The organism is Microcoleus sp. D3_18_C2 (assembly GCF_036702395.1).
Taxonomy (GTDB): domain Bacteria; phylum Cyanobacteriota; class Cyanobacteriia; order Cyanobacteriales; family Microcoleaceae; genus Microcoleus.
Genome location: NZ_JAUBTG010000116.1, coordinates 1 through 5,521, shown reverse-complemented (window position 1 = coordinate 5,521; position 5,521 = coordinate 1). Strand labels below are relative to the sequence as shown.

At 48.0% G+C, this 5,521-nt stretch carries 5 protein-coding genes and 1 pseudogene; all 6 read left to right on the top strand.

Annotated elements, in window-relative coordinates:
- A pseudogene (locus QUA88_RS29115) lies at positions 1–244 on the top strand (hypothetical protein); the annotation flags it as partial.
- Positions 241–750 carry a hypothetical protein gene (locus tag QUA88_RS29110; protein WP_333231468.1) on the top strand — a complete coding sequence of 170 codons (510 nt, stop codon included), beginning with the start codon at positions 241–243 and terminating at the stop codon, positions 748–750. The pseudogene QUA88_RS29115 and the gene QUA88_RS29110, both read left to right, overlap by 4 nt.
- Positions 751–1,014 (top strand): hypothetical protein, encoded by a 264-nt coding sequence (locus tag QUA88_RS29105; RefSeq protein WP_333231466.1) that lies wholly within the window; start codon positions 751–753, stop codon positions 1,012–1,014.
- Positions 1,005–1,544, top strand: coding sequence for a hypothetical protein (locus QUA88_RS29100; protein WP_333231464.1), 540 nt, complete (start codon positions 1,005–1,007; stop codon positions 1,542–1,544). The genes QUA88_RS29105 and QUA88_RS29100 overlap by 10 nt, the downstream gene beginning before the upstream one ends.
- Entirely contained in the window at positions 1,544–1,846 is a 303-nt protein-coding gene (locus tag QUA88_RS29095) for a hypothetical protein (RefSeq protein WP_333058047.1), read from the top strand. The genes QUA88_RS29100 and QUA88_RS29095 overlap by 1 nt, the downstream gene beginning before the upstream one ends.
- Positions 1,847–2,139: 293 nt before the next feature.
- A complete protein-coding gene (locus QUA88_RS29090) occupies positions 2,140–5,235 on the top strand; it encodes a DUF3987 domain-containing protein (protein WP_333231462.1) in 3,096 nt (1,031 codons plus the stop codon).
- Positions 5,236–5,521: the final 286 nt, after the last annotated feature.

The following is a 5,521-nucleotide window of genomic DNA, read 5'->3' as shown; positions in this document are numbered from 1 at the left end:
CACAGTTCTAGAAAGTGTAGACACCCTAGATTGGACTAACGACGGTTCGTTCCCTGTGTGCGGTTTCACCCGCCAGACTTCCACCAGCTTTTTAGACTGGGTTGACATTGGACAACTCATCGCACTCATACTCGCATCGACGGGGGTTTTTGTGCTGGCAATGTCTATGTGGCGTCAAATCAATCCCCTGAATTTATTTCCCTCTCCTGTTCGCATCAACATTCAAATTGGGACAAAATTATGAGCTTACAACTACGCCTTTTTGGCGGTAATTCTGATGCTGGAAAACTCACTACCAGCAACGACGGCGGACACGCTATTGACAAATCCAAAGTCTTGGCAAGCACTGACGCAAGCGTCATCACACCGCTCAATCCTGGTAATTTTTCCAGCATCCGTAGTGTTCCAGTTGTGCCAGCACCCCGCTATTTCACTAAGGAAGAAGCGGACGCTATGAAGGACTTGGCAAAGGAGAAGACAGACGGTGCAAAACAGTCTAAGCGAGCCTATGAAGCACTAGCAAAAGTTGAAGAAGCCGATGCTAAAGTTCACCGTCATCACCGCAAATATGAGGGTGCTGTGGCTGATAATGAACTGGGGAAAAAACGCTCAGACACTCGACTAGCTAAGCACTTGCACAGTTTACGTCCCAGTTATGCCCGACTGGGTTTAGGGATTGATAAGGCTGGCAGCGATGCCCGCACTCGGATTGATGAAATCAAGGCAAAACTCACAGGAGGGACTAACTAAATGAAAGCGATGTATCTGGCAAATTACTTTGTTGCCGGATGCGTCGCTTTCTCCCTTTTGGGGTGGATAGCGAGTCTGCATCCGATGGCAATGAAAGCCGTCTCATTCTTGTTAGCAGCGATTGCGATTGCTTGGGGGTTGAGCTGGTTGCTCGACTACTCCCTGAGCAAACTACTTAAGATTACAGTTGCTGATTTACAAGCGCTTTTAATCGGCGGTTTAGCGATGCTACTGATTGGTCTGGGGGTGTTTCTATGCAGCTAAAACTGTTTGTGTTGAGTGCGTCCTCTGTCGTGCTGTGGTTGGTTCCACTAGCAGCACTAGACAAAAAGCTAGACACTCACAAAGCACTGCAAGGTGTCAGTTTGTGTGCTGCAATTGCTTGTGCAGTTTCCGCTGGAAATATCGCCCGTCAACTAGCAGACGAGGGAGAAATTGAGGAATTGAAACTGAGAGCAATTAAGGCAGATGTAGAGGACGAAATCAGTGCCAGCGTCTACGTTTCACAGCAACAAAGACAGCAGGAAGTAGAACTTATCCTGACTTCCCCTGGCGTTGACGTGGAAGCCAGCCGTCAAGCGCTGGAAGCTATATACAGCAGTGACTTACAGGAAACAACTTCCCCTTACAACTCTCCTGATTACCCTATATACTTGGAAGTTTGTAAGTCGAGGGAAGCGGGTAAGTCTGTGACTTGGATTGTTGAGAATGTCCTCAAAATGGGAGGACGTAAATTCTCAGAAGGCAAGGTCAAGTTGCAAAATTTGCTCAATCAGTTTGAGGGGGAAAAGTAATGACTAAACAGCCAAACATCCCAACAACAGCAGCCCTAAGATTGACTGGTACTAAGTCAGAAATAGAGTTAGTCCTGGCTGTTCTGCGAGGCAAGGACTTCTTCTGGAAAACTAACGGCAAGTTTTACCCGCAACGGGGGGAGGACAGTCAGTACGCTTACTACCTCAACGACTTGCAATTGCCTCAGCTAGGGGTAGCAGTGCCGACAACACCAACACCGGGGGAACCACAACCTCGGCCGTGGGATGCTGTTTTGGGTGGTCAGGGCACGGCAAAATCCGTCCGAGATTTCGGACAATAGTCCCTCTGACTTGGCGGCGCTGAAAGCCTTGTTCTGACTCACTCGTCTAATGCTTTTACCTTTAAACCCGACGAGTGAGTTTTGGTACGTTTTCGGTACGTTTTTTTTACGTTTCCGGTTTGTGTCAAGGCGCAAGACTCCTATAATGAGAATGCGCGCTTGTCCGAAGTGAAGTCAACCTGGCTCTGCGGCTGAGAAAAAGGGATTAAGGGAAGCGCTTATGCCTACAGGTGAGAGAGATGCCGTCGGATAGCAACAGTAACCTGGGGCCAGTATTTCCCTAATCCTCTAATGTGCAATCGGGGTTAGGCGACACGAGCGCGTCGCCAACCTTGTTAGTTGCTCAAAAAATCAACAAATACACACAGCAAAAAACCGTCCCTCTCTTGTTTTGGCGACTCGAAAGAACGGCTTTTGCATCTATCCACATTCAACTCGCTGTGGGCGAGCTAAATTTCGTGTACAACAATTCTACTCCGATCGGCGGTCAAGTTACAAGTGTTCGCGGAAATCTTATCAGCAGCAGCAAGTCTAATCCTTGCCCGGTCTGTGGACGTACCAAAGACCGCGACTGCCGTATTAGCCACGACGGGAAGATGGTTCTTTGCCATCAAAACTTCGACCACACCAAAACTCAGCAGCCTGACCTGTGGCACTTTGACGGCACAAGTTCTGATAGCCGCTGCGGTGTGTACGTTCTTAAAGAAAAAACTACCAAAGATATCCGACCCAAAGGTATTCGCTACTGGGACTATCCCGATCGCAATGGTTCCCCTTTGGCACGTGTAGAACGGGTTGATGACGGTGAGGGTAACAAGAAAATTAAGCAGCAACGCTGGGATAAAGATAAAAAACAATGGCTGTACGGGCTAGGTACAGATAAGGATTTAAACAAGGTTGCCCGTGCCAATATCCCGGTTTACCGCTATGCCGAAATCAGAAAGGCGATCGCAAACAACGAAACGATTTACCTTGTGGAGGGTGAACCTTGCGCTGACTTACTGTGGAAGCTTGGGCTAGCTGCGACTACCAATATCGGCGGGGGCGGTAAATTCACACTTACCGACTCCTTAGACTTGCAAGGTGCAAAGCTGATTGTCATAGTCCCTGACCGGGACAAAAAGGGAATCGAACACGCAGAGAAAGTTGCCGAACACTTCCCTGATGCTTTGTGGCTTTACCCATTCCCAGAGAGTAAAGCTTGGGAAAATTTGCCAGAGAAGGGCGGGCTCGATATTTTCGACTGGATTACGCACGAGAAACTTTCGGTCAGCGACATAACAGCGGCGATCGGAGAGAAGAAAGTTTTTGAAGTTCCCCGGCAAGCGCAAAAAGTTGTCAGTCATCCAAAGTTTGAAGTCCCCAACCTTTCCGAACTAGCGGTCAAAATTGACGAACTGCTTGACTCCGATTTAAAAAGGTCGCAGCTTCAAATCAAAATCTCAGAGCTGGCTCAGACTTATCGGCTGGCTCCGGCTGATGTCTGGAAAATTTACCGCGACAGTGAACAAGAGTTAGAGCAAGAGGTCAACAGGGAAGATTTGGCCGCAGAGGTTACACGGCTCCTGGACTCAAAAAAATCTCAGATAAATATTGCTGAAATCATCCCTGTGGGTTTAGCGGCGCCAATCGAAAAACTGGCAAAAATGCTGAACCTAAAACCGGAGTGTTATCTCACAACTCTGCTGACCCAAATTTCCAGCCTCTTTAAAGTTGGGAGCGAAATCAAACTCCGCAATGACACAAACTACCGCGTCACTCCTAATTATTTTGCTGGCATTGTTGCTGAATCCTCCCAGAAAAAATCTCCCATCATGCGGGAAATTATTGATCGCCCGATGCAGCCATTGCGGGAACAGGCAAGGAAGGAATTTGAAAAAGCACAAGAAGCTTACGAGAGGGAATTAGCAAGTTGGAGAGCGGCAAAAGGAGAGGATAAAGGTGTTGCCCCAAAACCACCACGCCAAAAACTTTACTCTTTCTCGAAGACCACAGGAGAGGGGATTCTCTATCAAGTAGCTGAGCATCCCGATCAGGCGCTGATGTATCGGTGCGATGAACTGGCGGGGCTGTTTAAGTCTGCAAACCAGTATCGGGGTGGCAAAGGTTCCGACGATGAAGATTTACTCGAATTTTGGAACGGCACAGGCAGCACAGTTCTAAGAGCGTCGGGAGTTAAAGCCGACCTAGACGGGTTGTTACTGTCAGTGTTCGGGACAATTCAGCCCGACGTGCTCGCAAGCTTACTCAAAGATTGCAGCGACTCTAACGGAAAGTTTGCTCGGTTCGATTTTGTGATTCAACCGCTGGCTGCATCGAAATTATCCCTAGAGGACAGCGGAAGCTTTGATCTAACTCCAATACTTAGCAGTCTTTACCAAAAGATTGATGCACTGCCAGCACTAAAACTAGAGCTAGAACCCGACGCCAAACGCTACTTTACAGAGTTTTACAACAAGGCAGAGGATAAGCGGGTTGCAGAACCTATGCAAGGTAAACGGGCGATGATTGGCAAGGCGCCGGAAAAAGTGGGAAAGCTTGCCGGAGTCCTTCACACACTCAACTGTATTTTTAACGACCAACCCGTCACGCCCCGCATCCCAAAAAGTATTGTGCGAGCAGCAGTTAAATTTGTGGTTTTCACCGCAAACCAGATTGACGTGCTCTACACAGAATTCTCCGATCGAACTGCACTGGCCCCTAATTTAGTAAAAATTCTCGCTCTGGCAGAAGCCAAGGGTGGGACAGTTTCTGCACGGGATGTCACCCTAGCTTTCAATGCCAAACATCGACCTAGCAAGCAGCAAATTCAAGAATGGTTTGCAGAGTTGGTCGAGATGAAGTATGGGGAGACTACAACAAAAGGTCAAAGAATTTCATTTACCCTGTGTCCACAGTCCACAGTGTCCACAGTAGCGTCAAACCATGACGCAGAAAGCGATACACGTGTCCACACTTCCCTATTCACGGTGTCCACAGTGTCCACACTTAAAGAGGCAGATAACGACAAAAGTGTGGACAAGTGTGGGCTCACTGTGGACACCAGTGTCCACACATTTAAACCCTTACTAGACAACACTTTGAGTGCAAGTGTGGACACTGTGGACACAAAATCGGCATCTTTAGAAAACTCAGAAACATTAATGATGAGCTGTACTACAGAAACCGCTAAATCTACAGCAACCTCTGCCAAGAAGCCTAGAACTTTTGAGATAGGCGATCGGGTTGTGGTCAAGGATGTCGGCGGTCTCTATCAAGGAGCACGAGGCGAGGTCGTGGACAATATCTACAGCAGCCGTGGTAGCACTAGCTACTTGGTCAGGTTCGATAAGCCTGTCAGAAACGTTCGGCAATTCGAGTTTGAACCTTCTGACCTGATGAAGCTTTAAGTCTGGTTTGAGCCAAAAACCGCTGCTAGTAGGCTTTATGTCTACTAGCCTTGTAGACAAAATGTTGACAGTGTAGACAGACATCATTTATTGTAGACAAATACTGTATACAGGTGTCTACAATGAGTCAAAGTCAAGTCGTATCGTTCAGGGCTTCCGGTCACTTTCTGAACTGGATAGAAGCTCAGAGACTAGAGGGTGAGTCAGTAAGTCAAGCTGCACAACGCATTCTCAAGGAAGTCTCAGGCACGTCTACAGCGGTGGCTACAGAGAGTGACACAAGCCT

Coding starts and splice junctions, on each gene's coding strand:
- QUA88_RS29095 (WP_333058047.1), top strand. CDS start 1,544: ATGACTAAACAGCCAAACATCCCAACAACAGCAGCCCTAAGATTGACT.
- QUA88_RS29110 (WP_333231468.1), top strand. CDS start 241: ATGAGCTTACAACTACGCCTTTTTGGCGGTAATTCTGATGCTGGAAAA.
- QUA88_RS29100 (WP_333231464.1), top strand. CDS start 1,005: ATGCAGCTAAAACTGTTTGTGTTGAGTGCGTCCTCTGTCGTGCTGTGG.
- QUA88_RS29105 (WP_333231466.1), top strand. CDS start 751: ATGAAAGCGATGTATCTGGCAAATTACTTTGTTGCCGGATGCGTCGCT.